This is a genomic window from Pseudochrobactrum sp. sp1633, assembly GCF_030376605.1.
Taxonomy (GTDB): domain Bacteria; phylum Pseudomonadota; class Alphaproteobacteria; order Rhizobiales; family Rhizobiaceae; genus Pseudochrobactrum.
The window spans coordinates 1-25839 of record NZ_JARRAE010000027.1; the positions used below are offsets into that span (position 1 = coordinate 1).

At 54.2% G+C, this 25839-nt stretch carries 21 protein-coding genes and 2 pseudogenes; 13 read left to right on the forward strand and 10 right to left on the reverse strand.

Features of this window, described 5'->3' with window-relative positions; genetic code table 11:
* Positions 1 to 199: 199 nt before the first annotated feature.
* Together P8H26_RS17150 and nadS are read left to right on the forward strand one after the other, a co-directional pair.
* The gene (locus P8H26_RS17150) at positions 200 to 550 is read left to right on the forward strand and encodes a type II toxin-antitoxin system RelE/ParE family toxin (RefSeq protein WP_289634337.1); all 351 of its coding nucleotides are present in this window, start codon (positions 200 to 202) and stop codon (positions 548 to 550) included.
* Complete coding sequence (nadS, locus tag P8H26_RS17155; protein ID WP_289634338.1) at positions 547 to 831, forward strand: NadS family protein; 285 nt, start codon at positions 547 to 549, stop codon at positions 829 to 831. Before P8H26_RS17150 ends, nadS begins: the two co-directional genes overlap by 4 nt.
* On the opposite strand, the gene P8H26_RS17160 is transcribed toward nadS, so the two are convergent.
* Together P8H26_RS17160 and P8H26_RS17165 are read right to left on the reverse strand one after the other, a co-directional pair.
* Positions 832 to 1266 (reverse strand): thermonuclease family protein, encoded by a 435-nt coding sequence (locus P8H26_RS17160; protein WP_289634339.1) that lies wholly within the window; start codon positions 1264 to 1266, stop codon positions 832 to 834.
* Positions 1267 to 1379: 113 nt separating this feature from the next.
* Complete coding sequence (locus P8H26_RS17165) at positions 1380 to 1697, reverse strand: DUF736 family protein (protein ID WP_151653988.1); 318 nt, start codon at positions 1695 to 1697, stop codon at positions 1380 to 1382.
* A gap of 908 nt (positions 1698 to 2605) precedes the next feature.
* On the opposite strand from P8H26_RS17165, the gene P8H26_RS17170 reads away from it, so the two are divergent.
* The gene (locus tag P8H26_RS17170; RefSeq protein ID WP_289634350.1) at positions 2606 to 3538 is read left to right on the forward strand and encodes an ArdC family protein; all 933 of its coding nucleotides are present in this window, start codon (positions 2606 to 2608) and stop codon (positions 3536 to 3538) included.
* A gap of 25 nt (positions 3539 to 3563) precedes the next feature.
* Here the strand turns inward: P8H26_RS17170 and P8H26_RS17175 are convergent, their stop codons facing one another.
* Entirely contained in the window at positions 3564 to 4226 is a 663-nt protein-coding gene (locus P8H26_RS17175; RefSeq protein WP_289634340.1) for a GGDEF domain-containing protein, read from the reverse strand.
* A gap of 759 nt (positions 4227 to 4985) precedes the next feature.
* On the opposite strand from P8H26_RS17175, the gene repC reads away from it, so the two are divergent.
* Positions 4986 to 6251 carry a plasmid replication protein RepC gene (gene repC, locus P8H26_RS17180; RefSeq protein ID WP_289634341.1) on the forward strand — a complete coding sequence of 422 codons (1266 nt, stop codon included), beginning with the start codon at positions 4986 to 4988 and terminating at the stop codon, positions 6249 to 6251.
* A gap of 750 nt (positions 6252 to 7001) precedes the next feature.
* On the opposite strand, the gene P8H26_RS17185 is transcribed toward repC, so the two are convergent.
* Positions 7002 to 9887 carry a Tn3 family transposase gene (locus P8H26_RS17185; protein WP_289634342.1) on the reverse strand — a complete coding sequence of 962 codons (2886 nt, stop codon included), beginning with the start codon at positions 9885 to 9887 and terminating at the stop codon, positions 7002 to 7004.
* Between the two features lie 140 nt (positions 9888 to 10027).
* Here P8H26_RS17185 and P8H26_RS17190 point away from each other — a divergent pair, with 140 nt between their 5' ends.
* The 4 genes and pseudogenes from P8H26_RS17190 to P8H26_RS17205 all read left to right on the forward strand — a co-directional run bounded on the left by P8H26_RS17190 (position 10028) and on the right by P8H26_RS17205 (position 12634).
* Positions 10028 to 10753: a class I SAM-dependent methyltransferase gene (locus P8H26_RS17190; RefSeq protein ID WP_289634343.1), complete on the forward strand. Its 726-nt coding sequence runs from the start codon at positions 10028 to 10030 to the stop codon at positions 10751 to 10753.
* On the forward strand, positions 10747 to 11361 hold the full coding sequence (locus tag P8H26_RS17195; RefSeq protein ID WP_024899851.1) for a recombinase family protein: 615 nt from the start codon (positions 10747 to 10749) through the stop codon (positions 11359 to 11361). The genes P8H26_RS17190 and P8H26_RS17195 overlap by 7 nt, the downstream gene beginning before the upstream one ends.
* A gap of 51 nt (positions 11362 to 11412) precedes the next feature.
* Positions 11413 to 11616, forward strand: a pseudogene (locus P8H26_RS17200) (DUF736 family protein); the annotation flags it as partial.
* Positions 11617 to 12226: 610 nt separating this feature from the next.
* Positions 12227 to 12634 (forward strand): hypothetical protein, encoded by a 408-nt coding sequence (locus P8H26_RS17205; protein WP_138787534.1) that lies wholly within the window; start codon positions 12227 to 12229, stop codon positions 12632 to 12634.
* A 3-nt stretch (positions 12635 to 12637) separates the two neighbouring features.
* Here the strand turns inward: P8H26_RS17205 and P8H26_RS17210 are convergent, their stop codons facing one another.
* From P8H26_RS17210 to P8H26_RS17220, 3 genes are read right to left on the reverse strand one after another with little or no spacing between them, the layout of a single operon-like run.
* Positions 12638 to 14599 carry a type IV secretion system DNA-binding domain-containing protein gene (locus tag P8H26_RS17210; protein WP_289634344.1) on the reverse strand — a complete coding sequence of 654 codons (1962 nt, stop codon included), beginning with the start codon at positions 14597 to 14599 and terminating at the stop codon, positions 12638 to 12640.
* Positions 14596 to 14784: a conjugal transfer protein TraD gene (locus P8H26_RS17215; RefSeq protein ID WP_138787532.1), complete on the reverse strand. Its 189-nt coding sequence runs from the start codon at positions 14782 to 14784 to the stop codon at positions 14596 to 14598. The genes P8H26_RS17210 and P8H26_RS17215 overlap by 4 nt, the downstream gene beginning before the upstream one ends.
* A gap of 55 nt (positions 14785 to 14839) precedes the next feature.
* The gene (locus P8H26_RS17220) at positions 14840 to 15046 is read right to left on the reverse strand and encodes a TraC family protein (RefSeq protein WP_138787531.1); all 207 of its coding nucleotides are present in this window, start codon (positions 15044 to 15046) and stop codon (positions 14840 to 14842) included.
* Between the two features lie 226 nt (positions 15047 to 15272).
* Here P8H26_RS17220 and traA point away from each other — a divergent pair, with 226 nt between their 5' ends.
* The 5 genes and pseudogenes from traA to P8H26_RS17245 all read left to right on the forward strand — a co-directional run.
* Positions 15273 to 19025: a Ti-type conjugative transfer relaxase TraA gene (traA, locus tag P8H26_RS17225; RefSeq protein WP_289634345.1), complete on the forward strand. Its 3753-nt coding sequence runs from the start codon at positions 15273 to 15275 to the stop codon at positions 19023 to 19025.
* A 123-nt stretch (positions 19026 to 19148) separates the two neighbouring features.
* Positions 19149 to 19652 (forward strand): DotD/TraH family lipoprotein, encoded by a 504-nt coding sequence (locus tag P8H26_RS17230; RefSeq protein ID WP_289634346.1) that lies wholly within the window; start codon positions 19149 to 19151, stop codon positions 19650 to 19652.
* Positions 19649 to 20542 (forward strand): type IV secretory system conjugative DNA transfer family protein, encoded by an 894-nt coding sequence (locus P8H26_RS17235; protein ID WP_289634347.1) that lies wholly within the window; start codon positions 19649 to 19651, stop codon positions 20540 to 20542. The genes P8H26_RS17230 and P8H26_RS17235 overlap by 4 nt, the downstream gene beginning before the upstream one ends.
* Before the next feature lie 21 nt (positions 20543 to 20563).
* Positions 20564 to 21790, forward strand: coding sequence for a type IV pilus twitching motility protein PilT (locus tag P8H26_RS17240; RefSeq protein WP_151653965.1), 1227 nt, complete (start codon positions 20564 to 20566; stop codon positions 21788 to 21790).
* A 140-nt stretch (positions 21791 to 21930) separates the two neighbouring features.
* A pseudogene (locus P8H26_RS17245) lies at positions 21931 to 22191 on the forward strand (complex I NDUFA9 subunit family protein); the annotation flags it as partial.
* A 98-nt stretch (positions 22192 to 22289) separates the two neighbouring features.
* Here the strand turns inward: P8H26_RS17245 and ggt are convergent.
* The 3 genes from ggt to P8H26_RS17260 are packed head-to-tail and all read right to left on the reverse strand — an operon-like array spanning position 22290 to position 25833.
* Positions 22290 to 23945 carry a gamma-glutamyltransferase gene (ggt, locus tag P8H26_RS17250; RefSeq protein WP_289634348.1) on the reverse strand — a complete coding sequence of 552 codons (1656 nt, stop codon included), beginning with the start codon at positions 23943 to 23945 and terminating at the stop codon, positions 22290 to 22292.
* A gap of 49 nt (positions 23946 to 23994) precedes the next feature.
* Positions 23995 to 24189: a hypothetical protein gene (locus P8H26_RS17255; RefSeq protein WP_289634349.1), complete on the reverse strand. Its 195-nt coding sequence runs from the start codon at positions 24187 to 24189 to the stop codon at positions 23995 to 23997.
* 12 nt (positions 24190 to 24201) lie between these two features.
* Complete coding sequence (locus P8H26_RS17260; RefSeq protein ID WP_184219527.1) at positions 24202 to 25833, reverse strand: L-lactate permease; 1632 nt, start codon at positions 25831 to 25833, stop codon at positions 24202 to 24204.
* Positions 25834 to 25839 lie beyond the last annotated feature (6 nt).

The following is a 25839-nucleotide window of genomic DNA, read 5'->3' on the forward strand; positions in this document are numbered from 1 at the left end:
TTCGAAGCTTTCGATGCATGGAAAATTGCGGCCTGTTTCGCCTGAATATCTACGAGCCACGGGCCTTTCCGGTCAGAGAAACTTAACGTGACAACATCGTTTCCGCACCTTCCCCACCCAATCCGCATGCGCGGACGCTATACGGCATTGCCGTATAGCGTCTTGAAATCTATACGGCAATGCCGTATAGTGATGACCGATGCAAAGCGTAATCCAGACAACAATCTTTCTGGCGCAGGCTAAGCGATGTGGCCTTTCCGACGACGAGCTTCAGGAAATTATTGCCATGATCGCCGCCGATCCCGAAGCTGGGGCGCTAATGGCCGGAACAGGCGGTGCGCGAAAATTGCGCCATGCCCGCGAAGGCCAAGGAAAAAGCGGAGGTTTCCGCACGATACATTATTTCGGGGGCGGGGATATTCCAGTCTTTGCCCTCGCAATCTACGGCAAGAACGAGAAGGGCAATCTGACAAAGGCGGAACGCAACGAGCTGGCCCGAATCCTGCCAAAGCTTGCTGATGCCTACAGGCATAGAAAGGACAAAGCATGAGTTTTGCTATAGAGCTTATCCAGAGTGCCGAGGAAGCACTTGCTATCGCTGAAGGTCGGGCTGAACCCGCAGCGGTGTTCGTTCCAGAAACGATCGATGTTGCCGCGATCCGCAAAAGTCAGAAACTGTCGCAAGCCGAATTTGCCAAGCGCTACGGTCTGTCCGCTGGAACAATCAGGGATTGGGAGCAAAATCGCCGTCAACCTGATCGTTCCGCAGTTCTGTTTTTGAAGGTCATCCAGCAAGCGCCTGAAACAGTCGCGAAGGCAATCCGCGCATAATCAGCCGCCACGGCACCATTCATATGCATCGCGACGGCCGCCATAATAGGGGCGACCGTGACCGCTGCGAACAAGCAGATCGGCAATGTCATCACCTGATTGCGTTCGCACCGTCACTATAACCCGCCCATAGCGGTCATTGTGGTGACGCTGGAAATAGAGGTGGTTCGTTTCCATGAGCCGCTGCAATTCAAGAGTTGCAGCATCAGCAAGTTTTTGTTCCCGCGCACATTTGGCACCATCGCCGGTTTCAGGCGTGTCCACACCCTGAAGCCGGTATTTGACACGATCCATCCAAAATGTATCGCCATCGACAATGCAGGTAATGCGCTTGGCACGACCACAGATCGGCCATTTGTTGATGCTCTGCGCAGCCGCATCAGCACCGCCGATCGCGAGCACAAGCGCGCATAAGAGCAAGTTTTTCTGAATCATAAAGCACCTCACTTCCGAGATGCTACATAAAGCAAAATGGGGGATTTTGCTATGTGCTGCCCGCACTTGCGGCGTGGCAGGGAAGGGGCGGCGTTGTCGCCGCCCTTATTGCTTCAGTCCCAAGGGATCACGGCCATCAGGCTGTCATCGTCCTGCCCCGGATAGCGCCCGAGGTTGGCGTTTAGCTTGGCAAAGCCAGTGCTGACGGTAAGTGTGTAGTAATCGCAATCGCGCTGATTTTTCTTGCGCCATATCCCGCCGATCTCAATCCGGCGATTGCGGGGGGATTTGCCATAAAGGCGGTAAACAGGAGCTTTGGGATTTTCGCTGTTAACCGCTTCGCCTACGAGGTCGATATCGAACGTGATGGTTGCAATGTTTCCGGCGACCTTATCGCCGTCAAACTTGATGTAGTTCACTAGGTTCGTCATCAGAGTATTCCTCTCCATTTCTTGTGCCAATGCGGATGAAACGGAGCGAACTCAGGCTCTGCATCACCCGTAAGGGCCGGAACACAGTGGAGGACGGCGTAGCCAAGCGATTTTGGATCGCGAGGAACGCCGCAGGCGTGGGGAAAATCGTTTGCGCAGCCGTTGAGGCAGGGGCGTTCGATCCAGTATTCCGCTCGAAATGCACACAGAAACGAGAGGAATATATATGATACGTATAGCCAACGAACTTCACTGTGTGGGGCGTATTTAGAGCAGCTTGGAAGAAAATTTCAAGCATCGACTATAGTATAGGACCAAGGTATTAGAAGAATTTATCCATCGATAAAACAAATCAATTGATAGCGTCTGCCAATGGCACCGCGCTCTATTCGCCGGCACTGACGGCCAGCTCACCGAACCAGCCTCGCCGTTTGCCAGTCTCCACAACGCAATGAACGGTCTTGGCATCCAAGCCCGCCCATTCGCTGCTACGCCAAGGCTCACGTCAAGCCCGTTTCGGCCCATAGGGTCACGATCGACTGACGCGGGAAGGGCGGCGCGAAGGCGCCACCCCATCAATGAGAGCCGCTGCGCGGCTCACCTGATTTTCTGAATGGGGGAAAGATCGGCCGCCGGTCTCTCCCCCGCAACAGCCAAAACCGGTCTCCCCGTACTTCCGCAGGCCGACCAGGCGGCGATGCCGCTTTGGTGGCCTTTGTGCAGCACCAGACATTTGCACGGATTGAGCGCGTACCGCGCAGGATCCGCGCAAATGCCAGTCCCTTCGGGCGGGTGATCCCCCTCCGGTTTTGACTGTTGCCCCCCTCTCTCCGGTCGGTTCGCCGACTGCTCGGGAGCAGGAGCGGGGCTCCTGCCCCTGCGGGAACAGGAAAAAAGGAAAAACCGAAATGGCTAAAATCTCAAAATCAGCAAAAAACGAAACACCACGCGCAGATGTGTATGAGCGTATCACCGCGAAAATTATCGAGCAGATGGAGCAGGGCGTGCGCCCTTGGATGCAGCCGTGGGGAAATGGCACGTCACCTTGCCGACCATTGCGCCACAACAGCATCCGCTATCAGGGCATAAATACCTTGTTGCTTTGGATGGAAGCCGCCGAAAAAGGCTATAATTCGGCCTACTGGATGACATACAAGCAAGTGCAGGAGCTTGGCGGGCAGGTGGTCAAAGGCTCTAAATCCGCCCTTGTCGTTTACGCGGGTGCAATCGAAAAAGAGCAGGAAACCCCAAGCGGCGAAACCGTCGAAACGCGCATCCCTTTCATGAAGGGTTATAGCGTTTTTAACGCCGACCAGATCGAGAACCTGCCGGAACATTTCTATTTTATGCCGGAGAAAAACACCGAGCCAAAGCAGCGCATCGCAGAGGCCGAAGCGTTTTTCGGCAACTTGAAAGCCGATGTGCGAGAAGGCGGAAATCAAGCCTATTATTCGCCCGTCACCGATCACATTCAGATGCCGCCATTCGATTCATTCGTTTCGGCAGAAGCACACGCGGCCATTCTGGCGCATGAATTCACGCATTGGACAGCAGCCAAAAACAGGCTTGATCGTGACCTGTCGCGCTATCACAGAGACAAAGAAGATCGCGCGCGCGAGGAATTAATTGCAGAATTGGGAAGCGTGTTTCTTGCCGCCGATCTTGGCATTGGAATCACACCCCGCGAAGATCACGTAGCCTATTTGCAGTCATGGCTGGCCGTGCTGAAAAATGACAAACGCGCCATCTTTCAGGCGGCTTCACACGCCGAACGCGCCGTATCGTTCATGCATGGCTTGCAGCCCAATGCCAGCCACGATCAGCAGCAGGAAGCCGCATAAATGCGGAATAATCGGCCGCTCTTGCTTACGGCAAGAGCGGTTCGACGTCTGGCAAAAAGGGCGCTCCAATCTGTTTTTGCCATATGCGAATGCTATTCCGCCCCGCCCCCTTTGCGTCATACAAGGCGAGATCCGCCGCGCGGAAAAGTGCTTCGCGAAACACAGTCAGATCGAGATCGCGCGCGATCTTGGACGTGCCGGAAATGCCAATGCTGACGGTCAGGTTTTCGCAAGGGCGGGATTCATATGTGATCGCGCGCGCGGAAATCGCGCGCTGAATGGTAGCGCAGACATGCTGCGCACCAGCCAGATCAGTATCTGGCAAGATCACAATGAATTCCTCCCCGCCGAAGCGCGCACCACAATCGCCCGGCCTGCGGATCGATTGTTGTATGACCCCGCCGACCTGATGCAGCGCGCAATCACCGGCAAGATGACCAAAGCGGTCATTGAAATGTTTGAAATAATCTATGTCGATCAGGGCGACCGAAAGCGGCCTTTCTTCTCGACGGCAACGGCGCATTTCGGTGCAGACGAAGCGCTCCATGCCCCGCCGATTGGCAAGGCCGGTCAGCGCGTCCGTTTCCGCCAGTTCCTGCAATTTGGTGTTGAAGCTTTGCAGCTTCTCATATTTGCCCGACAAATCGGCGATGCGCCTTTTGAACGGGGAAATGTCAGTCAACGTCACGAAGGTTGCAATCGTTTCGCCGCTGACGCTCGGAAGAGGAGTTGCCTGACTCTTCCAGCGAATAGGTAGCTTACTTCTGTAGTCTATACACGAAATTAGCATCTGATATGTCCGATACACATCAGCTCATATGTGAGCTAACTGTTTATCAAGTGCGGAAATCATAGTTAGCCAAAAGTTAACCGCACAAGGGCAGCGAATCACACAAAGAACGATAATCTTGCCTTATCGCTCCTTTCGTACCGGCTGCCAGATCAGCGGCAGCGACGCGCAGATCTATTCGCAGATCCTGAAAAGCTTTCATCGCGTCTTGCTTACGAATCTGGCATGAATGGATTCATGCTGCCAGCACTCGGACGATTCGAGCGCTGTTTCCTAGCTGCATAGGGCAGGACTGCCGGAAATTTGCCCCCAAAAGCCCGAATATGCAGGTTTTTGCGACAAATCCGGCAAAATCCGATGGAAAAAAGTTTCCAGTACCATTTTGCTTTATGTTGCAAATAGGGTAGCGTGACAGCTTACGCGGCCACGAGTCGTATTGATGAATTGATTTGGAGTTAGAACAAGACCCGGAAAAAGCAAACCCCGACGCAGCAAGCTACATCGGGGGGCAAAAAGATAAATCCATAAAGCGTTTGGCGACGCTCTGAGGGACCTGAAAACTTAAGTCCCAATTTATGGTCTCCCGCCCCCTCTGTCAACATCAAACGCAGCTTTTGCGAACGGCTTTGTTTTGCCCGGTTTTCGGAGAGGAAACCAATGCAAACCATAGCAAGCTTCAGGAAGATGACGCCTGGCATTCTCGCCAGCGCGGCACTCGCCATGCAAAGCGATCATACGCCAGTGACGAAAGCCCAAGTGGCGAGCGCATTGAAGAAATGCGCCGGTCGCCTAGGGATAAAAGGTTACACCTATCAGATACTCGATACCTTGTTGGCGATCTCGCCGGCCAAGGACTGGACGCAAGAAAATCGCCCCGTTGTGGCGATCTCCAATGCGCGTCTTGCATATGATCTGGGCGTCAGCGAAAAGACCGTTTCACGCGCAATCCGTGCGCTCGTCGAGGCGGGCATTGTCGCTTATCGCGACAGCCCGACCGGCCGTCGCTATGTGAACCGCGAAGGAGGCGGAAGCTTCGGCCTCGACTTTTCGCCAGCACGTCATCGCCTTGCCGAGCTGGAAGAGCTGGCGAGCGCCCATGTTGAGACATGGCGCTCGATGCGCGAGACAACACGCCAATGCCAAGGTGTCGCCCGTCAGATCGTTGATGCCCTTGAGCAGCTTCGCCGCGACGGCCATCAAACGAAACGGTTCGAGGATCAGTTCAACCGTCTGGTGCCTCATTTTCATGAGCAGCGTTCGCAGCCTGAATATCTGGCTCAGCTCGTTGAGTTGTTAAACGATGTGCTGGCGCTCTATGCCCCATTTGAGACCGATCAGGAATGTGCATATCCTGATAATAAAGAAACAAATATGTCCCCCACACAGGACAAATCTGTCCCCCCATATACAACTACAACCTCCCCACATTCTGTAAAAGAGAAGCGGAATCGGGCTAACGCCCGATCAGTCAATAAGACTGAGATCGGCAAAGCCGATCAAATGGCTTTTGAAAAAAAGCCTGTGCGGGCAGGAGCCTTTGCGCAAGCTGAAAGACCGTCTGACACAGATTCAGCAACAACCCTCGATTTACTCCGGTTAGGATGCCGCCAATTGCAGTCCGAATATGGAATTGGACTGCAAACTTGGCACGATCTAGAACGGAACGCCGAAACAGTCCGGACGCTGATCCAGATACCGCGCGAAACATGGATTGCCGGCGTACAGGTCGCCGGCCTGCACAATGCGCTAGCGGCGCTTGCCATTGTGGCCGAAAAAATCATGCGCGCGGCAGCCCTGAAGCCCGGCGCGGCCGAGATCCAGAAGCCAGCCCGTTATTTCCTGTCGATGCTCTATCGTTCCGCTCAGGGTGAATTGCATCTTGCCCCCTCTCTGCGGGCGTTGGCGAAGTCGGCAATGAACTGATCGGTGAAGGCTTGTTGTTCGTCTGCGGTGGTAGCAGGGGGAGGGTGGAGGATTTGCCCCCGCCTGACTGGCGACAGGAATGCGGCCGCGGATGAAAGCCGCGCAGCTCGTCATTCGGAGACACGTCAGATAGCGAGCAGCGTTTTAACCGTCGCGGCTGTGGTCGATCGTGACGGGAGCATTTGCCGCGCGATCGAGTTTTCTTCCGTCAGATGCCGCCTGACGCAGCAGTGCAGGGAGGGAGCCTGCATCGATGATCGGCGCCAAGGCCGGGGTGCGTCTGCAGAAGGCGCGAACCTGAATGATGGCGGCTGGAAAGTTGGGAGTGTCAATCAGGCCGTTCAGTGCGGTCGAGTCATGAATATCTCGGAGCCAGAGACATAGCGGATATATCTCCTTTGCATGGCCGCGTTGTCGATCGATAGGCCACTAGAACCGGCCGACCCCGCCGCAACGGGAAACGGAACGATTTTCCCCGCGCCTGCGGCGCTCCTCGCGCAGCAAAATCGTTCCTAAATCCCGCCCTTCGCTTCGCTGCGGCCCTGCGGGTGCAACAGGGTCTCTAACCGGTCCTTACCCGTGTCCATCGACAACGCAAGCAAAGGAGATCGCGCAATGTCTGACCTCGTAAACTTCATCAAGTTCGACGCCAAAACCGACAACCTGACCGGCAATCTCGCAACGCTGTCCTTCGACATCGACATCACCGGTGAACCTGGGGTCGTTTGCAGGAGGGGGCGGAATCCTACGCTAAGACTTTGGCCAGCGATATTCTCCGGTGAGATTGATGTGCTCCCATCCGAGAGGTGAGACGTGAGCCAGAACATCGGGCGATATCAGTTTTCCATCGCGTTTCTGGTTAGCGACGACTTCACCCAGCTTCATGGTGTTCCAGAAGATGATAATTGCCGCGAGCAGGTTCATGCCAGCGATTCGGTAGTGCTGGCCTTCGGCGGAACGATCGCGGATTTCGCCCCGGCGATGGAAGCTGATGGCCCGCTTCAGCGCGTGATGTGCCTCGCCCTTGTTGAGCCCTATCTGGGCGCGGCGTTGCAGATCGGCATCCAGAATCCAGTCGATCATGAACAGGGTGCGTTCGATGCGGCCGACCTCGCGCAAGGCCGTGGCCAGTTCGTTCTGCCGCGGATAGGAAGCGAGCTTACGCAAGATTTGGCTGGGCGCGATGCTTCCAGCGGCAATCGTAGCGGCGATGCGCAAGATATCAGGCCAATTCCGCTCGATTATGGCCTGATTGATCTTTCCGCCAATCAAGGTCTTCAAATGCGTCGGCGCGGACGAAGGATTGAATGCATATAGCCGCTTGGACGGAAGATCGCGAATCCGCGGGGCGAAGCGGTAGCCGAGAATGGCACATGCGGCAAATACGTGATCGGTAAAGCCACCCGTGTCGGTGAAATGCTCGCGGATATTGCGACCGGCATCGTTCATAAGCAGACCATCGAGGATGTATGGAGCTTCGCTCGCCGTTGCAGGAATCACCTGGGTTGCGAACGGCGCATACTGATCCGAGACATGACTGTAGGCTTTCAGGCCCGGGGTATTGCCATATTTAGCGTTGACCATATTCATGGCCTCACCTTGCTCTGTGGTGACAAAGAACTGACCATCGCTCGAAGCCGACGTACCCATGCCCCAAAACCGGGCCATGGGTAACGCCGCTTGCGCTTCGACAACCTTGGCCAGCGCCCGGTCGTAGGCTTCGCCTTCGACATACCATCGCCCTATGCGGATCAACTCCCAGAAAGTGTGGGTGTTCGTCGCGTCGGCCATCTTGCGCAGGCCGAGATTGACCCCCTCCGCAAGGATGACGTTCATCAGCCCGATCCGGTCAGCGCAAGGCGCTCCGGTGCGCAGATGCGTGAACGCTTCCGTGAAGCCAGTCGCTGCATCCGCTTCCAACAAGAGATCGGTGATGCGCGTGGGCGGGATCTGCTTGTAGAGATCAAGCACTAGATCTTCGGCGCCTGTCGGCGCGGCGGCTTCGAGCTTCTCAATATGCAGGACGCCGTTTTCGAGCGACCCGCCGGGAATCGTGCCCGAGCGTGCCGCACGGCCAAGCTCGCGCAACCGCATGTCGAGGCGAGCGTGCCGGTCTGCCAGCCATTCCTCCGGCCGCAATGGTACGGCGAGACGGCCGCTTTCCGCCACGGCTTGCGCCGGAACAAGTGCGTGTTTCAGATCGCCATAGCGCCGGGACTTGGCAAGCCAAACGTCCCCGGAGCGGAACGCATCGCGCAAATGGAACAGCACCGCGATCTCCCAGAGGCGACTATCACCAGCCGTCTGGGCACGAAGATGGCGATGCCATTTGGAGCTCGGTCGCAGGAAGCAGGTCAGCGCGGGATCGTTCAAACTAGTACGCAGGGCCGTCACCGCTTCTAGAAGCGGCAGCGCGACTGGCGCAGCCCGCAAATCGAGCAAGCGCAACATGCGAGGAGCGTACCGGCGGAAACGGTGATAGCCGTCGAGCACATGATTGAGCGGATCGGCAGTCATGGTGGCGGTTAGCCTGGCAGCCATCGCGACAAGAGTTTTAAATCCATCCCACCCTGGTCCGCTCGCGATAACGTCGTTCAGCGACTGGCCGTCATCTCGTGCATCGACCAGGGCCCCTCCAATTGCAGCGAAGGATTTCAGGGTGTCGCGCACCGCGTTCGCCTCGTCAGCGACCTTCGCTTGGCAAATGCGCTCCGACGCCCGGTAGAGACGGCCGACGATCCGGTCGTGGGTTTCGACCACGGCATCAGCAAGCATCGCCTGCCATTCAGACGCGCACACCGCCAGAATCGCAAGCCGCCTGTCTTCCGGGAGATCACGCATGCCGTCGGCGTAATACCGTTCGCCCTGCCTGCGCAAACGCGTCACCCGATGAGCAGGAACACCAGCAAGCATATCCTCGGGAAGATCGACACGTTGCAGATACTCGAGCCGGTCGAGCAGCCGGTTGGCCGACGACGAGTTCGAGCCGAGCTCGAACTGACGCAGCCATACGAAACGGGTCACCCGATCGTCAGCCGTCTCCTCTAGCAATGCCAGTAACTGTTCCCGGATAGGCATGGACAACCGATCGGCAATCCGCGCCTCGATTTGCCGCTCGGCATCGACCAGAGCCGTGGCGCAGAGGCGCTCGATCGTGGATGTCGCGGGAAGAACCGTGCGGGTGCGACGGCATTCAGCCACAAAGCGACGGGCAATATCCTCGTTCGACACCGCTATCTCGGCTTCCCGGAACAGCCAGTCCTTCAATTCGCGCGCACCACGTCCAGAGAATGTGCGGAATCCGTAGAGCGCCCGCAACTCCGCCAGATGCTCATGTCGCGTCTCCTCACGGGCGGCATAGTCAACCAGATCCTCGGCATGCAAGCCGAGTTGTGCGCCGATAAATTCGACGACCTCTGCTGGAATCAGTTCGCCGGGTGCCAGCACCCGACCGGGATAGCGCAGGACGCATAATTGCAGGGCGAAGCCGAACCTGTTGTGTGGACGGCGGCGAAGCTTGATGTGGCCGAGGTCTTCATCACTCAACGTATAATGCTTGAGTAAATCCACCTGCGAGATTGGCAGACGCAGCAGCGCGTCCCTTTGCCGATCAGTGAGAGTGACGCGACGCGGCATCCATGTTCCTTTATCAAAATTCGAGGATGTTCAAGACGCTTTGTTTATGAAGCTGGTTGAGATACATTTCCAGCGATCAAATCATTTGTGGCAAACGCACCGCCTCAAACCACCGTTTGTGTAACAGGGAATAACAGGCAATGAACCAACGTGACCCGGATGAGAACGGTTGGATTAGCTCTTCTCAAGCGTGGATCGACAGAATGCCAGATGCCGGCGATTTCGCGCGCGAGTTCATCCTCGACAAGCCGATGCTGGAACGAGCCGAATTGTCGGGCGCGGCAAAAATGTTGGATATCGGCTGCGGCGAAGGACGGTTTTGCCGTATGGCAAAGGAGATCGGTATCGATGCTGTCGGAATTGATCCAATCGAACCGTTTATTGAAAGAGCACGAAACCGTGATCCAGCTGGTAAATATCTCAACGCTTTTGCCGAGAAATTGCCTTTCTATGATGAAGAGTTCGACCTCGCAGTATTCTACCTGAGCCTTATCGACATTGACGACATACACACGGCGGTTCGAGAAGCCACTCGCATTCTCAAGCCCGGCGGAAGAATTCTGATCGCAAACCTGACAAGTTTCTGCACTTCCAATGGCACAATTGGGTGGATCAAAGGCGAAGACGGTCGTGCGTACCATCCTCTTGGAAACTATTTTGGTGAACGGGCAGAGTGGTTCGAATGGGATGGCTTGCGAGTGCGAAACTGGCATCGCCCCTTGAGCACTTACATGTCTGCATTGCTTGATGAAGGCTTGAAACTGACGTTCTTCGATGAACCGAGACCATCTAGGGGTCCACAAGACAGGGTGCAAAGGTATCTCACGACGCCATTCACCATGGTCATGGAATGGCGGAAATGTTAATCGGCTATGGACGCATTTCCAAAGCTGATGGGTCTCAGTCGCTCGACCTGCAACGCGATGCCTTGAGCGCTGCCGGCGTCGAACAAAACAAGATCTATGAGGATCGCGCTTCCGGCAGCCGTGAGGATCGCCCTGGTCTGACCGCCTGCCTCAAAGCATTGCGTGACGGCGATGTGCTGGTTGTCTGGAAGCTTGACCGTCTCGGGCGGTCTCTTGCCCATCTGGTCAACACGGTGAAGGATCTGTCTGATCGCAATATCGGTTTGCGGGTGCTGACCGGAAAGGGCGCTCAGATCGACACCACAACAGCATCCGGCCGCATGGTCTTCGGCATTTTCGCAACCTTGGCCGAGTTCGAGCGTGACCTGATCCGCGAGCGCACCATGGCCGGTCTCGCTGCTGCAAGAGCGCGCGGTCGCAAAGGGGGCCGAAAATTTGCCCTCACCAAAGCACAGGTCCGTCTCGCACAGGCCGCCATGGCGCAGCGCGACACTTCCGTTTCCGATCTTTGCAAGGAACTTGGGATCGAGCGCGTCACTCTCTATCGCTATGTCGGCCCGAATGGCGAACTAAGGGACTACGGTAAGCGCGTTCTCGGCTTAACGTAGGATTTCGCCCCCTCCCGCAAACGCCCCCAACCTTTCGCCAGCACGAACCCCAAGGCTCCGGTTTATCGCCTCTTCGCAGAATCCCCGCGCAAGCGCCGCATCGAGATCGGCGGCATCTGGCGGAAGAAGAACCAGAGGGACGCCGATTACTACACCCTCACCGTCAACACCGGCTTTGCGAAGCTGAACGCCAACCTCGGGCGCTATCCGGGGCAGGATGACGAAAGCCTGATGGCAGTCATCCCTTGGGACTGACCTCCTTGCCCCCGCCTGGGCGGGGGCAAATCCTTCACCCCCGCATCAGCGAAGATCCGTCAAAGACGGGTCTTTGTTTCGTCCGAAGTGCAAAAGTAAGAGCCGACAATATGTCGGCCTTCCGCTCAAAAGGGTTTTTCAGCCCGAAGGGCCGTAGCCTGCTTTCAGAAGAAAGCAGGCGCAGCAGGCGGAGGCCTGAACGCGCAAATAAATAGCGCTGTAGAGAAGGCCGGAGCCAGAGAAAAAAACCCGTCGGCCGTAGGCCGACAATGCCCAAATTTCTTGTGGATTTCACTTCTATGAACTTTTTATTATTCAGAAAACGAATGTTGAGCGCCAGATCGATTTTTGCTCCATTCTTTGCTAATATAATTTCGATCCGATGTGATTTGCGTTTCCCCCGTACGGGGGAAATCGCCACTCATCGTATCAACGACCGAAATTGACTTTAGTATTAGGTCAGCACGTCCGCGCCTTGGTTCTGCCTATTGAAGCACGCCGTTGACAGGCCAGACCTAAATGCTATCGGTTGGGAATGTTCCTAGAATAAATCACACCCATAAGCGAACCAATTAAAGTCAAACCTTGGAACACTAGACCGGCGGAAAGAATGAAGGGATCTATTACAGTAAAACCATTTGAAGGTATTCCCGTTGCAGACGAAATTGAACCCGGTCAGGCCGGTGTCAATCTCACATTGCTTTCAGAAATTGCGGATAATCCACCACCGAAAAACAAACATTGGAATGAAATGTTTCGCCGGATGGTGCTCAATCCAAAACCAGACGGGAGCGTACCAACAAACGACGAGTTAGCTGAAGCTCTAGGCGTTTTCCGCGATACAGTGCGGAGAGCTAAGCTTAGATGGCAGAAACTTGGCCTCATATATCGTGTCAACTATAACGGCTTGTACGCGTATAACTCCAAGCTGCTCGTCGTTAAGAATCGACAAGGTGAGGTAATTAATCTGCCTTGGATAGATGCAAGGGCTGCGGAAGAGAACGCGCCCAACGTTTAACGTTTATCGATACTGTCCAAACAGATCGACTTGCTCAGACTCATTACCGGCCGACACTTTGTCGGCCGGTACTTTCGCCCGGTTTTGAGCATCCTTGACGGCCTGCTCATATGCCTTTTCCAGCGATAACTCCTGCTGGTCTCCTGCCTTGTCGATAGATTCGGCAAGGTGCTTTTCTTGCTTAGGCGGGACAGCGCGGGCGGGTGGGGATTTTTTCAAGACGTCTTTTACATAAGCGTCAATGTCGGCTTCATTTGTAAACGTACCCTTTGGCTCGAAAGTGTATGTCCACTTTGCCGGTTTATTGGAATCACGGTGGGCAGACTTTCCATCAGGGAAAGGGAAGTGAACCTGATAAACGCTCTTGCCGATTCCTGTGACAAAGGCTTTCACGCCCTTTGCATCGACACCCAATTCGGAGCTGAACTCGGAGCGAACAACGGGGCTCTCGCGCCTTGTTTCTTTTTGCCATTTCACACCGCCTGTGGGCTGTGTCTCACGGCGATATTCGTAATAGGTCGTTTCGCCGAGATCGCGTTCCATGCGTTCGGCAGTTGGCCCGAGGTTGATGCGCGTGATGATCTTTGTACCGACAGAAGCCATCAACACTTCTAACACCTCTTGCCCGTAATTTTTTGCGATCTGAGAAAGATCCTGCAAGCCGAGTACGGCACAAACGCCTTTCGATCGTCCGAGGGTGACAAAGCGCTCGAAATCCTTAATGGCAGGCAGTTGCCCCCATTCATCGAGAAAGAACCAAATACGCCGGAACGGATCGTCGGGTAGAAGATTGCTATCTGTCACGGTAGAAACCGCGACAGCATACAAGGCCGAGATCCAGCCATCAGACAATTCTGCATAGCGGCCGGAATGCTGGACTATGACGGTGCGTTGATCCGTTTTTTTGACGAGCCAGTCGCGCAAGAAAAATCGCTCACGGCCATGATAATCCGGCCATGCTGTAGCCAGCATTTCCAACAAATGCATTTTGGTTTCGAGCTGGCCGAGTGTGGACATGACTTGTTTGTAATCGGCAGCAAGATAAATGTCGGAACCACGCTGATAGCGCAGCATTATACGCAGCAAGGTTTCCTGATCCTGCCTTGTCTCATTGAGCAGATCGAGCCACGTCCATTCCTTCGGTTTAATGTCCATCAGCTTGATGGCGCAGCCAGATAAAACGGCGCGTGCCGATGCCGTAAAGAAGGGATGACCATCATCAGGAATGAGACGTTGCGCAAGCTCAACCGCATCCTGTGAGTTCACCAGATCAGAAGCAATATCCCATACCGCTGATCGCTCATCCTGCGGCGCAAGCAAGATAGGTGAGACCTCGACGCCGTTGCGGATCGAGTTGGGTGTGATGCTGGTGTAGTCGCCCTTTTCATCGAAGATAATGGCTTTATCGCCTCGCTCAACAACAGAGTTGATCATGCGGCGGAAGGTAACGGTCTTGCCCCCACCGGGAGCCCCTAAAATGAAAGTATGGTTCGTTTCGCGTTGCAATGTGTAACGCCAGCCGTTGAACATATGAATGCCCGGCGACTTGGCATACTGGTTATGTTTTTGCTCGTAAGCAGCAGCCTTTAGAAGCGCATCCATCTTCTCGACAACCATGCCTGAAACTATGACCTGGTGCCTGATACGCAGCCACTTTTCATAGACAAACCAAATGGCGATCGCGAACGCCATCAAGATGGGCGTCCAGATCAAAAGAAGGTTTCGCGAAAGCTGCGAAACCGCCGGATAGCCAGCTTGCTCAAGATGTATCCGGCAGGTTGAAGCCTTCCAGAATAATGCACAATCCCAAGCCTGAGAAAGACTCAGGCCAGTGGTTTGTCCATTTGGTCCGATCCATGTCGGAGCGACAAATCGCATGTACCAGAACAGAGGTGCAATCAGGATGACGACAGCGATGCATAACAGAAAGAAATTGGGCGAGGGCTCATGAGGTTTTGTTATCATTTCTCAAAAGCCTTCCTGCCTTTTTCGATCATAGCATCGCGAAGTTTCTCGTTATCTTTTTGTTCAAAGGCAGTGAGAAGAACACCGAGAATGAACGCAGGATTTTCGCCACGTAATCCGGCCTTAGTGACCAGTCCACCAAGCATGATTTTTTCATGGGCGTCCTTGCGTCTGTCTGCTGCCATTCCTTCTTTGTGCCTCCTGTAGAGTTGTTGCAGGTGCTGATTTAGCTGGCCGTAATCATTCAGTCCCTGAAGATTGAAATCGGGCAGCTACTTCCTTCAAAGCTTTGAGCAAATCGCGGTCGCTGATCTCAAGATCCGCAAGGCCAGCTTTGACGGCTATCGAACCCAATCGCTCAGCTTCCTTGCTTCTTTCTTCTTCAAGGCGCTCCTGTAGTCGGGCAATCTCCTCCTGAATCTTCGAGACTCTAGAAACTTTAGCCATTCATCATTCTCCAATGAAAATTACTTCATGCCATTCAATGCTAATCCGATTTGCAACATACAGCAACAACATTCACAACCAGTAGTGGAGCGCAGCGAAAACTCAATAAAGAGAGAGTTGGCTTTGCCAACGCATTCTTAGTCCCGTCTGGACCTGCGTAGCAGTTCAGTTCCAAGGGCGCACTTATGTATCGACAAATCGATACCTTGCTGATATTTGTGAAAGCATGGCGATATTCCATCTTCATGCGCAGGTCTTGAGCAGAGCGACAGGGCAGAGTGCCGTCGCTGCCGCCGCCTATCGTCATTGCGCAACGATGACGAATGATCGCTATGGAACTACCCATGATTTCACAGCCAAGCGCGGCAATGTTCATAGCGAAATAGCTATCCCTGATAATGCTCCGGCGTGGGCTCTAGCGCTAAGTTCCATGCCAGCCGCAAAGGCATCCGAAGTTTTATGGAATAAGGTCGAAGCGGCTGAAATCCGAAGTGATGCACAGGTCGCCCGCGAAATGACACTGGCCTTACCTATCGAGCTTTCTCAGGAACAGAACATTGCCCTTGTGCGTGAGTTTGTTGAAACCAACTTTTCGCGAAATGGCGTTGTTGCCGATTGGGCATATCATGACAGCCGAGGTAATCCGCATGTCCACATTATGACGGTTCTGCGACCACTCGCTGATGATGGTTTCGGGCCTAAGAATGTGCGATCACTTGATGCAGATGGTAATCCCAAGTTCTCCAAGAATGGTCATGCCCTTTATAGGCAGTTCGCCGGTGACAAAGAGCTTATTCCAGCACTTAGAGAGTCGTGGGCAGAAACACAAAATCATCACCTTGCGCAGCATGGATTTGATATTCGTGTAGACCATCGATCCTATGCGGAACGTGGGATCTCCATCGAACCTACGATGCACCGTGGCCCGGTTGCCGATGCTATGGATCGCAAGGGCGGGCATTCAGATCGTATCAAAGTCAATGCGGATATTGAGGCGCAACGCCGTCAACAGATCATGGCTGATCCGTCGATAGTGCTAACGCTGATTACCGCAGAAAAGTCGGTTTTCGATGAGCGCGACGTTGCCCGAGTTTGCCATCGCTACACCGACAATCATGCTGACTTCCAAGCTCTTTTCTATCGTGTGGGAGCCCTAGATAATCAGGTTATGATCTCCGCTCCGGTGTTTGATCCAATCAGCGACAAAATGCTGGAACGGCCAAAATTCACAACAACAGAAGTTTTGCAAACTGAGCGTAACATGATGGCAGCGGCGCGCACTTTGCGGAGTCGCGACAGCTTCTCATCCTCGCCAAAAATTGCTGCAAAAGCCCTCAGTCTGGTCGAGAAAGAAGTCGGCTTCAAGTTTGACAGTGAGCAGCAATCCGTCATTGGTCGCCTGACAGAGAATAACGGAATATCCGTTATGGTCGGCTATGCCGGTGCAGGTAAATCAACTGTCATGAATGCCGTTCGTGCAATTTATGAGGCACAAGGTCATCGCGTTGTTGGTGGAGCCCTTGCGGGCAAAGCCGCCGTTGGTCTGGCTGAAAGCGCTGGCATTGAATCGCGTACCCTTGCGTCGTGGGAAGCGTGCTGGAAAAATGATCTTCATCTCTTACAGTCCGGTGATATTTTCGTGCTGGACGAAGCCGGAATGCTCGGCTCGTCTCAGATGGAAAAATTTGTCAGCAAGGTTCAGGATGCTGGCGCAAAGCTGATCCTGCTAGGCGATGCCAGACAGCTCCAGCCTATTGCTGCAGGTGCCGCATTTCGAGCAATCGCGGATGATGTGGGATATGTTGAGCTTGCCGGAGTTCGCCGTCAGCGTGAAACTTGGATGCAGCAAGGGACCATTGACTTTGGTAGCGGGCGCAATGCGGAAGCCATCGCTCGCTATATCGAAAATGATATGGTTCACCTTGAGCCAGACAGTCAGACAGCCCGCAGTCATTTGATCGACAATTGGTCGCGCGATTGGGAGGTCGGTGCTGATGTGCTGATGCTGGCGCACCGTAATGTGGACGTGCATGCCCTTAACCAGTCGGCGCGTGAATTGATCAAAGAGCGTGGCGGACTTCAGGACGAACACAGCTTCCGTACGGCGCGCGGTGTCCGCCAGTTCGCGGTCGGTGACCGCATTGTGTTTCTGGAAAAGAGCCGAGATCTCGGGGTCGAGAACGGAACCTTTGCAGTGGTCGAGGAAGCGAAGCGCGGCCGCATATCCGTTCAGTTGGCGGACGGCCGGAATGTTGTCGTCGCTCAAAACGATTACGCCAATCTTGATTATGGCTATGCGGCCACGATCCATAAGAGTCAGGGCGCAACCGTCGATACCGTTCATGTGCTGGCAAGTCCAAGCATGGATGCGCACATGACCTATGTGGCGTTGAGCCGACATAGAGAGTCGGTTAATCTTTACGCTGGCGGTGATGAATTCAAATCGCTCGACAAGCTCGTTGAGAAGCTATCGCGCGATCGGATGAAGGACACCACGCTCGCCTATGAAAAGCGCGACGATTATCAGCAGAGCGTCAAAGAGTTTGCAGAACGCCGTGGCATTCCGAGCCTGAATGAGATCGGAGAAATATTCCGTCATCAGGTCAGCGCCATGCGCGCGCGTTTGTCCAAGGTCATCACGCGCCTGGACGCCTTCAAAGAACAATTCAGTCAGACGCTGCGACCGTCGGTCAAGCCGACGATGCAGCGGGAGACAAAGCCGGAATTCTCCGCAAGCCCACGCCCTGTGCCGACGCCAGCGCCGGTTCGTTTCCCTGAAATAACTCTTGCAGTGCGACAGGCGCTTTCGCGGTTGCAGCACAATCTTGGGCATTCACAGGCTGCCAATACAGATCGCGCGCGCCGTCGATGGTTCACTGCGATCGGCTATGAACTGCGCGACGGCATGGCATCCGATGATCTGGTGAAGTTCAATAAGGCCATCGCAGCTATCGTGCCTCGCATAACAGCCGTTGCGATCGGTCCTGATTTGAATGAGGAAGCGACCGTAAAGCTACGATCGCTCATTCCTGAACACCTGTTCGAGGCATTCTCCGAAAGCTGGCCTTTGATCCATGCCGGTCAGAAAGCAGGGCAGGATCTTCAGAGGCTCGACATTGCGCAAACACTTAACATCGAGGCCAAAGAGCAGCGCGTTATTGATCAGTACGAAAAGAGGCAGGCCATGTTCGATACCCCTGAAAAGCCGCTCATTATCGGAAAGATGGAATGGCACGAGAGCGTTGAGGCAGCCGTCGAAGTGCAGATTGATAATCATCCGGACATGCAGAACTTTGCGCAGTATTTGCGCAAGGCCGTCTCAGCCGTATGGCGGAATCCGGACACGACGTTGACCATGATCAAAGAGCAGGTCGATAAGCGCCATGTACCTGCTTTCCGGCTTGTTCCAGAGATCCGAGCAAAGCCGTTTGCATACGGCGAGTTACTTGGAAACCGGTCGCTGTTGGGGCGCAATGATGCGGCCAGAGATAAAGCCCTTCAATCGCTCGATCACGCGCTTTCTGCCCTTCATGATTACGGACAAAGGCGCACCAATCTGCGTACCGATTTGACCCGCCATGAGCAGCGGTTCCGGAATCTCATGCGGGAGCCATTGGCAGACTTGTCGCCGGCTGCGCGAGAACTGATCGGCCGGATCGAGCGATGCCCTGTCGAAAAGCTAAGTGGGCTGATCGCGACGGCTGATGACAAGCAAGCCTTTGGCGAGCTTCGCAGCCTTGTCGATGGCGTCAAAGAGCGCTTTGGTGTTGGGAATTCAGGAGATCTTGATCGCGATCGTTTGTCCCGCGCCATGCCGGAAGTTTCCGAGCAGCGGCTGAATGCGTTCATTGAGGGATATTCGAAGGCCAATCAACTCACATCGACGGTTCAAGCAGCTCAACGCGGGCATGAAATCTCATTGCGCCAAGAACAGTCGATGGATCGCGGCCATGAGAGGGGCGAGGGTTTTTCACATTAATGACCGCATAGGGCATTTTTCTAATGCTATATGTTGCAAAATCGGTCAAATTCTTTACCACTATCACCCGAGGGTGATCGTTCTTTGATCGCTTGTCCACAAAGTTAGACAAGGCGACTATAAATGCGGAAGCCAGTTGTTGTTGCATTGGCGCTACTTTGTAGCGCGTGCGCAAATAAGAAAGAGAACTTCGATACTCTTTCGGTTCAAAAATATCTTGATTCATCGTTAACTGCCGTTAGCGAGGAGAAAAGATATGCGTCGCTCTATCCTAAAGCTCTTGAGCCATTTGCAAGCAATACTGTCCGTATCCATCCGGAAACACCGGGCGAAGCTTTATTGCAACCGGTGGATTCCCGCTGGAATGGCACTCTTGATGATGTGACGCGCAAGGCCGCGGCGATGGCCGGATATAGTGTGCAGGCCAAGGGCGAGCGCTCCGGATCGCCTATTCTTGTCGCCGTTCACTATAAGGATATGACCCTTCTCGGCTTCCTGCGAGAAGCCTTCGGTCAGGGGAAAGGGCGGGTATGGCTCGAAATAGATCAGTCGTCGCGCGTCATGACAATTCACTATGCCCGGCCCGAAAAGAGTCCGGTCCCGCATCTGGACGATACCCGACTATGAAGCAGTTTTTCCCGATCATCGCAGCCATGTCCGTATCGGTTTCATTAGCAGGTTGCACCACAACGGATTCCGTGAAGCTGGATGAACCGCCGCCGCCGCCAGTGCTAGGCGGCGTAGACAATCTCGCAGGGGGATCATCCGCGCCTTTGACCTATGAGCAGTTTGCCAAGAAAACCCGCAGCGGCACAGGAGCCAATGCGGTTGACGCCGCGCGCTATTCAGCCTTGCGCGATGCGGCGTTGGCTTACTCTGCACAAGCCGCTTACGAGCGCCGGTCATGGGAAATTCTGAAAGAGCTTGAAGTTAAATCCTCTGCCCTTTCACAAGAATTCAATTTCAATGATGTGGTCTATAAGGCACCCCGCGAGACGGGATATGTTGTGCCGCCTGTCGTCAGCAAGGCAAAGGAAGCAATCACCATCACGGACGGTGGCCGCGAGAGCGTTGCCGCAGACGAGTATTACCGGATTGAGAAACCCGGTCGCCTCGTCGCTGTCATCCCAAGCTGGCGCGACTATCTGGTCATGGGCATCGACAAGACGCCAGATCCATCAGACCAGTTTCTTCCTTCAGAAAAGGAAGAACGCAAGGTGTGGGATCGCTATATGGCCGAAGGCTGGCGCCAAGGGCGAATGCAGGCTGAAGAAGCCTTGAAAGAGAATATGAACCTCCTGCGCCGTGATTATCTCGGCATGGTCGAGTATCGTCGGCTTGTCGATGCTGGTCTGGTCAACAGCATGGTTATCACATCGAGCGAAGTTCGGGCGAAAGGAACGCCGGAAGAACTCTTTATCGGTCAGCGACGTGTGAAGATCGAGAATTCTGCTACCTTCAATTCTGATCCGAGGCGCTGGAAGCCGATCACCCGGCGCTTTGAGGTCAATAAATAAGAGGGGCAACAGGCAAGAGGAATGATAGACGAAGCGCGGCTAGACCAGACACCGTTCGATCCCAAGGACACATTCGTATCTGTTCTCAAGGATGAGCCGTCACGGTTTGATAGCACGCCAGAGATCTTCGACCTCTTTCTTGTTGGTGCGGCGAAAAGGGGCGCTTCTGACATTACCATCCAGTCAGAAGCGCGCCCCCGCATTCAAATCAATTCCCGTCAGCATTTTGGCACGCGGCGAACGCTCCTGCGCTCCGAAGTAGATCTTCTGCTTTCCTATATCTGGCGTTCCTCAGATGCGCCGAGCATCCTGCGTCAGGGCAGGTGCCTCGATTTCTCCTATGAGGTCCAAGTCAGCCGGCATGAGCGCTACCGGTTTCGCGTCAATGCCACCCCCATTACGAAAAATGGCGGTTCCGGTGTTGAGCTGACACTGCGCGCATTACCGTCACGAACCCCGACGCTTGATGAAGTCCAGTTTGAAAACGAGCTTCGCCCGTTTCTCAATCCGAAGTCTGGCATCATCGTCATCGCCGGCGGAACCGGACATGGCAAATCAACGACGATGGCGGGCATCACCCGCCATCATCTGGAAAACCATGAAAACCCGCGCAAGATCGTGGATTTTCAGGCTCCGATAGAATTCACCTTTGCCGATATTTTGAACGAGCAAAGTGAATCTGCCAGCTTGATAGGGCAGTCGGAAATTGGCGAAGGGCGCGATCTTCCAACATTTGCGGCTGGAATATGGTCATCCTTGCGCCGCGCGCCTGCGATTATCAACGTTGGGGAAGCGCGCGATTATAGCTCCATGAATGGCTGTATCGCGGCCAGCATTCAGGGTCACATTGTCAACACCACGACACATGCCGGCTCGATCGCCGAGGGCTTGCGCCGCATGGCGATGGAGTTCCCGGCCGAGGAACAAGCTGCGCGTGCATTCGATCTGATCAGCTCGCTTCAGATTTTCATCACGCAGCATCTTATCCGGACGACAGACGGCACCCGCCGCTTCGCTGTTCGCGAATTCCTTGTGTTCGACGATGACGTGCGAGACCGTTTTCTTGACCGGCCAATCGATGCCTGGTCGGCAGTCGTTCGGCAACTTTTGAAAGAGGGGGTCGAGTCTGACAAAGTGATCGCGCGGCCACTTGCGAAATCTGTCATGCAGCTTGTCGATAAGGGCGAGGTCACTTTGAGTGAAGCCAGAGCGTACATCTCTCGATCTGCCTTCGAGTTTCTGATCTAAAGGCTATATTTAGATGTGACGTGCTCCCCTTAAATAAGACCATTTTCACCAGGAATTTCGATTTATATTCTTGTTTATTGGAGAAAGAAAGTTTGATAAAAGCGGGTAAATTTTTAGCCTCACAAATTAACTTTGATTGTAAGCGTTGCATCATTTCGATGCCTTGGTGGGCAGCAAAATTCAACGCCCGCATCATTGGCCTGCTGCCAAATCCGCTTATCACGGCTGATCAGGTCACATTCCTGAAGTCGGATAATGTTGTGTCGGATGCAGCGACTTCTGAAGCGCGCACCTTGCAGGGCATGGGGCTTACCCCGCAGGGCGCAGATGCTATTCTGCCAGCCTATTTGTGGCGCTACCGCGTAGCCGGACAATATACCAAGATGCGCGAAGCTCACTAATTTTCTGATATAAAAAAACCGCCGGAGATCATCTCCGGCGGTTTTTTTATAATTGGATCAAACCGGCTGCCCAATGGGCAGCCGGTCTTTTTATTTGTTTAGAAGCCAAGCGCCATGCCATCACCGCGCGGGTCAGCGCCGCCTTCATAGCCATCGGCATGTTTACGGATAGCTTGCGCATGGCCGAGAGTGCCTTCCCAGCCGCTGGCCATTTTAACCGGATGACCGCGCAGGCGCAGTTCACGGATAACCTCTTCAGGTGTGCGTGATTCCAGCACCAGATCACGCGATACCGTGCCCCATGTGCGTCCCATCAGCCAGCGTGGTGCTTCGATTGCCTGCTGTACGTTAAAGCCGAAGTCGATCATACGGGTGATCATCGCGGCCTGTGTCTGCGGCTGGCCTTCGCCACCCATGGTGCCATAGGCCATCACTGGCTTGCCATCCTTCATCAGCATGGCCGGAATGATGGTGTGGAAAGTGTGTTTGCCTGGTTCCAGCGTGTTTGGATGGTTGGCATCCAGCGAGAAGAACGAACCACGGTTTTGCATGATGATACCGGTGTTGCCGGCAATCACAGCTGCACCGAAATCGTGATAGATCGACTGGATGTTGGAAACCATCATGCCGTCTGCGTCCGCGGTACAGAAGTAAACTGTATCACCGTCCGGCGCACGATGTTCAAACTTGCCGTCAAATTTCACACCTGGTTCGATATCGTCAAAACCGCGCACAGTATCATCATTGATCAATTGTTTGCGTTGTGCTGCATAGTCCTTGGAAAGGAATGTATCGAGCGGAATACTGACGTGTTTCGGATCAGTCAGCCATTCGTCACGGTCAGCAAAAGCCACTTTAACCGCTTCTACCACATGATGGTAATAAGCAGCGGTGTTGTAGCCCCATGATTTGACATCATATTGCTCCAGCAGATTGAGGATTTGCAGGGCTGCAAAGCCTTGTGTTGCCGGTGGGAGCTGGAACACATCATAGCCACGATAGGTTGAGGTGATCGGCTTTGCCCAATTAGCGTGGTAATTGGCAAAATCTTCATAGCGCAGCGGCGAACCCTGTGCTTCGAGCGATTTAGCCATTTCTTGAGCGATCGGGCCTTCATAAAAGCCTTTGCGTGCGCCATGTTCGGCCAGATATTCAAAGGTCTTTGCCAGTTCCGGCTGAGCCATAAACTCACCGTCGCGCTGTGGCTTGCCATTAGGCAGGAAGATACGCGCCATATCGGCATTGGCATTGAGGATGCTTTCATCTGTTACCAGCCAATCGGCGAGCGAACGGGTGACAGCCATGCCATGACGGGCATAGTGGATAGCATCGGCAAAAAGATCTGCCCAAGGCAGCTTGCCATAGCGCTCATGCGCCAACCGCCAGCCGTCAACAACGCCCGGTGCGGTGAGCGCTGCCAGTGCGCCGCGCATCGGGATCTGGTCAGTATAGCCGTGCTTTTTATAAAAGTCGCGGGTGGCAAGTTTGGCAGCAGGGCCTGTTGCTTCAATGGCTTCGACTTCGCTGGCTTTACCGCCGGCGATCAGCAGAAAAGCATCGCCGCCAAGGCCGGCCATATGAGGGTAGACCACGCAAAGGGTAGCATTGATAGCAATGGCGGCATCGACAGCGCTACCGCCGCGACGAAGCGCTTCCTGACCGGAAGCCGAAGCCAGATAATGTGGGGAGCTGACCATGCCGCGCTTGGCAAAAACTGCCGGTCTGCCGGTTCTTGGTCCATCAGCGTTAATCATATCAAATCCTTCATTCATTTTAAAAGTAGATGACTGTTTAGTCGCTTACTTAAGCTTTGGGAGGAAACAGCACACGCTGTAGCGGGGGGATGATGGCGGCAATACTTAATGCCACCATGCCGATTGTCGAAATCAGGTGCCAATCATTCGTGGTGCCAAGGCTGACCAATGGCAGCGCCACGATGAACAGCACGAATGAAACGCTCAGGTAAGACAAACGATTTTGCAGAATACGCTTAATCATAATCTGTCTCCTTTATTGTACGATCAAAGTCAGGATGACGGTGGCAATACCTGTCAGAACGAATGCCGCGATTGTCCAAGGCATTGTTTTGCGTAAGATCGCACCCTCCTGACCATTGATGCCGGTTGTACTTGCACCCATCACCACATTGGCAGGGGCAATTGCATTACCAATGGCGCCACCGGCACTTTGAGCTGCCAGAATGGTTGATGGCGGCAGGCCTTTTGCTTCAGCCAGATTGACCTGCAATTCTGAGAACAGAACCTGCGAAGAGGTCGAACTGGAGGTGATAAAGGCACCTAAGATTCCAATACCATTGGCGAGGAAAGCAAACACATAGGCCGGAGCAATGGCTGCAATACCAAGGGCGAGCATGGTGTTCTGGCCGGACAGCTTCATGATCGAGGCCATAACGAGGAAGGCAATGATCGGAACAGAAGCCGGAACAGCGCTTGCAAAGAGGCCTTTAACAACGCCCGGCATTTCTTTGCCGGTGGCTTTGGCCCATTGCTTGAAATAGCCAAGCTTGGTGAAGCAGAACCAGGTGACAAGTGCTGTCACTGTGATGGTTGCACCCGGATGGGCAAACATATGCAGCGGCGAATAGCTGGCAGTGCCTGCTGTTTCAACGCCCATACCTGTCGTAATCGCAGGGAAAGGCAGGCCGAAGCTTGGAATATAAAGCCATGCGTGCAGACGATCGATCAGCGATGTGGCCAGTGCCAGAATGGTCAAAAGAGCATAAGGCGAGAAGGCAGCAACAATATCCATTGGTGGCTCGGCGCTGTTTTCTTCCAGATGCGCTTCTTCACGCATGGCAGGACGTTCCACAATGCTGTCATCCGCTTCTTTGTAGCGTGACCATTGTGACAACGGATAAAGAGCGAGCATGGCAAGGGCGGCAGGCAGGAAAGCGGCCAAAATCGGATCAATAAAGACCACCAGAAACTGGCCGATACTGTGAATGGCTGCGATGATGAGAACGAGTGGCCAGCCAGCGCGAACCGCAGGTGCGCGGCCATACATCCACACAACCATAAAGCCGCCCAGCACTGACTGAATGGCAATCAGTATAGCTGCCTGCAAGCCCATGGAGAGGGAGGTGGCGGCATCCATTTCGACAACCTGCAAAGTTGCAAGCCAGCCAACACCGAGCGTTCCGTAAAACTTTGCCCAAATATGCGCGATGATCGGAATAGCAACCGCATAAACAGGGCGCATACCAAAAGCCACCAGCAGAGGGGCAACAACGGCAATCGGTGTGCCGAAACCATCAATCCCTTGCAGGAAGGAGGTGAAAACCCAGCCAAGGGCGACAATGATAAAAAGCTCATTGCGGGACATGCGCGAAATACCGCGCCGCAAAGCATCATAACCGCCGGACTGATTCATGATCTGATACAACAGCAGTGCAGGCCAGATGACGTAGAGAATAGGCACAGCATCCCAGATGCCGCGGGCAGAGGCCACGGCAAGGGCACGTGTTGAAGCTTCAAAGGCAAATACCGCGACACCTGCCGCAATAAAAATGCCTGTCGTACCAGCTTGCTGTGCTGTCCAGTTCATGCCGACCATGAGGACAATCAGGGCTACTATGGGGGCAGCAGCCAACAGCCAGTGTAGTAAGTTTAAATCTAATGACATCTATAT

Bases quoted from the DNA above. Each gene is read 5' to 3' on its own strand.
- P8H26_RS17190 (WP_289634343.1), top strand. From the start codon at position 10,028: ATGAACCAACGTGACCCGGATGAGAACGGTTGGATTAGCTCTTCTCAA.
- P8H26_RS17205 (WP_138787534.1), top strand. From the start codon at position 12,227: ATGAAGGGATCTATTACAGTAAAACCATTTGAAGGTATTCCCGTTGCA.
- P8H26_RS17165 (WP_151653988.1), bottom strand. From the start codon at position 1,697: ATGACGAACCTAGTGAACTACATCAAGTTTGACGGCGATAAGGTCGCC.
- P8H26_RS17260 (WP_184219527.1), bottom strand. From the start codon at position 25,833: ATGTCATTAGATTTAAACTTACTACACTGGCTGTTGGCTGCTGCCCCC.
- P8H26_RS17210 (WP_289634344.1), bottom strand. From the start codon at position 14,599: ATGATAACAAAACCTCATGAGCCCTCGCCCAATTTCTTTCTGTTATGC.
- traA (WP_289634345.1), top strand. From the start codon at position 15,273: ATGGCGATATTCCATCTTCATGCGCAGGTCTTGAGCAGAGCGACAGGG.
- P8H26_RS17235 (WP_289634347.1), top strand. From the start codon at position 19,649: ATGAAGCAGTTTTTCCCGATCATCGCAGCCATGTCCGTATCGGTTTCA.
- ggt (WP_289634348.1), bottom strand. From the start codon at position 23,945: ATGATTAACGCTGATGGACCAAGAACCGGCAGACCGGCAGTTTTTGCC.
- P8H26_RS17150 (WP_289634337.1), top strand. From the start codon at position 200: ATGCAAAGCGTAATCCAGACAACAATCTTTCTGGCGCAGGCTAAGCGA.
- nadS (WP_289634338.1), top strand. From the start codon at position 547: ATGAGTTTTGCTATAGAGCTTATCCAGAGTGCCGAGGAAGCACTTGCT.
- P8H26_RS17185 (WP_289634342.1), bottom strand. From the start codon at position 9,887: ATGCCGCGTCGCGTCACTCTCACTGATCGGCAAAGGGACGCGCTGCTG.
- P8H26_RS17170 (WP_289634350.1), top strand. From the start codon at position 2,606: ATGGCTAAAATCTCAAAATCAGCAAAAAACGAAACACCACGCGCAGAT.
- P8H26_RS17255 (WP_289634349.1), bottom strand. From the start codon at position 24,189: ATGATTAAGCGTATTCTGCAAAATCGTTTGTCTTACCTGAGCGTTTCA.
- P8H26_RS17195 (WP_024899851.1), top strand. From the start codon at position 10,747: ATGTTAATCGGCTATGGACGCATTTCCAAAGCTGATGGGTCTCAGTCG.
- P8H26_RS17230 (WP_289634346.1), top strand. From the start codon at position 19,149: ATGCGGAAGCCAGTTGTTGTTGCATTGGCGCTACTTTGTAGCGCGTGC.
- P8H26_RS17160 (WP_289634339.1), bottom strand. From the start codon at position 1,266: ATGATTCAGAAAAACTTGCTCTTATGCGCGCTTGTGCTCGCGATCGGC.
- P8H26_RS17215 (WP_138787532.1), bottom strand. From the start codon at position 14,784: ATGGCAGCAGACAGACGCAAGGACGCCCATGAAAAAATCATGCTTGGT.
- repC (WP_289634341.1), top strand. From the start codon at position 4,986: ATGCAAACCATAGCAAGCTTCAGGAAGATGACGCCTGGCATTCTCGCC.
- P8H26_RS17220 (WP_138787531.1), bottom strand. From the start codon at position 15,046: ATGGCTAAAGTTTCTAGAGTCTCGAAGATTCAGGAGGAGATTGCCCGA.
- P8H26_RS17240 (WP_151653965.1), top strand. From the start codon at position 20,564: ATGATAGACGAAGCGCGGCTAGACCAGACACCGTTCGATCCCAAGGAC.